The sequence below is a fragment of the Mycobacterium sp. TH-M106 genome (assembly GCF_057473765.1).
This window is the reverse complement of the sequence record NZ_JBYCLE010000600.1, coordinates 1-1,578: the sequence shown is the minus strand read 5'-3', so window position 1 is coordinate 1,578 and position 1,578 is coordinate 1. Positions and strand designations below refer to the sequence as shown.

Genomic DNA, 1,578 nt, shown 5'->3' with positions numbered 1-1,578 from the left:
CGGTCGGCTCCGGGGTGCGCCGGGTGGAGGCCTATGTCGGGCTGGAGTCGTTTCGGCACCTGGCCAAGGAGCGGGCATTGATGGCCGGGCTGGCGGCATCGCTGAAGGTGCCCTCCGCGCAGGTGCCGGCCCGGGTGGCCAACCTGGTGGACCGGCTCAAGGCGGCCGAACGCGAACTCGAACGCATTCGGCTGACGTCGGCACGCGCCGCCGCGGCCGGCGCCGCCGCCGAGGCCGAACGCATCGGCGATGTCCGGGTGGTGGCGCAGCGGCTGCCCGGCGGCATGACGGCAGCCGACCTGCGCTCGCTGGCCGGCGACGTCCGCGCCAGGCTGGGTGCCGATCCGGCGGTGGTGGTGTTGGTCGCCGAGGGTGATGGTGCCGTGGCCTATGCGGCGACCGTCAACCGGGCCGCTCAGGAACTGGGTTTGCGTGCCGACGATCTGGTCAAGCGGCTGGCTTCGGCGGTGGACGGGCGGGGCGGTGGAAAGGCCGACCTGGCACAGGGGTCGGGAAGGAATCCATCGGGCATCGACGCTGCTCTCGACGCCGTCCGGGCCGAGATTGCGCAGAGCCGGCCCTGATGACCACTCCGCGCGATCGTGCTCCCGACCGGCCCAGGGATTCCGACGATCCCGGTCGCGGACGACGTCTCGGCGTCGATGTCGGAGCGGTGCGCATCGGGGTGGCCTGCACTGACCCGGATGCCATTTTGGCCACCCCGGTGGAGACCGTTCGCCGTGACCGCTCCGGCGCGCATCTGCGCCGGCTGGCCCGCCTGGTCGCCGAGTTGGACGCCGTCGAGGTGGTCGTGGGGCTGCCGCGCACCCTGGCCGACCGGATCGGCCCGGCCGCCCGCGACGCCATCGGACTGGCCGACGCGCTGGCGCGTCGCATAGCGCCGATTCCGGTGCGGTTGGCCGACGAGCGGCTGACCACGGTGAGCGCCCAGCGCTCGCTGCGTGCGGCGGGGGTGCGGTCCACAAGTCGACGCGCGGTCGTCGACCAGGCTGCGGCGGTGGCGATCTTGCAGAGCTGGCTCGACGAGCGCCGTGCCGCCGGGCCGGTGGCGCCGGTGCCGCCGCCGGAAGCCGAGGAGGCCGGCGATGGCTGAGCGGCGGCGTGATCGGGCCCGGCCGGTGGCGGTAGGTCCCCCCCGGCACCGGATGCCTCGCGCCGCGCGCAAGCGCGCCGAGCACGGCCGCCGCCGGAGGCGCCTCGTGCTGGGGCTGGCCACCACACTGCTGACGGTGATCGCCGTGGCGGCCGTTTTCCTCGGCTCCAAGCTGTGGCACGGCCTGTCCGGCCCGGTCACCGACTATCGCGGCGAAGGCAAGCATGATCTGGTGATCGAGGTGAGCCCCGGCGACTCGACCACCGCGATCGGCGAGACGCTGTACAAGCAGCACGTGGTCGCCACCGTCAAGGCGTTCGTCGACGCCGCGCACGGCAACGACAAGGTCGTGGCGATTCAGCCCGGCTTCTACCGGGTCCGCACCGAGATCTCGGCGGCGTCGGCGGTGCAGCGCCTCACCGACAAGGAGAACCGGGTGGGCAGGCTGGTCATCCCGGAAGGCC

General features: G+C 73.4%; 3 protein-coding genes. All 3 read left to right on the top strand.

All coding sequences use genetic code 11. From position 1 onward, the window contains the following. Positions 1–584 (top strand): DHHA1 domain-containing protein (locus AC2VOP_RS20420; protein ID WP_486962660.1); only part of this gene is annotated, 584 nt, incomplete at its 5' end. Continuing rightward, positions 584–1,114, top strand: a complete 531-nt coding sequence (gene ruvX / locus AC2VOP_RS20415) for a Holliday junction resolvase RuvX (RefSeq protein WP_486962659.1) — start codon at positions 584–586, stop codon at positions 1,112–1,114. The genes AC2VOP_RS20420 and ruvX, both read left to right, overlap by 1 nt. Continuing rightward, the coding region (locus tag AC2VOP_RS20410) for an endolytic transglycosylase MltG (RefSeq protein ID WP_486962658.1) at positions 1,107–1,578 on the top strand (472 nt) is incomplete at its 3' end. The genes ruvX and AC2VOP_RS20410, both read left to right, overlap by 8 nt.

Excerpts from the sequence above, each read along its gene's own strand:
- ruvX (WP_486962659.1), top strand. The coding sequence starts at position 584 with ATGACCACTCCGCGCGATCGTGCTCCCGACCGGCCCAGGGATTCCGAC.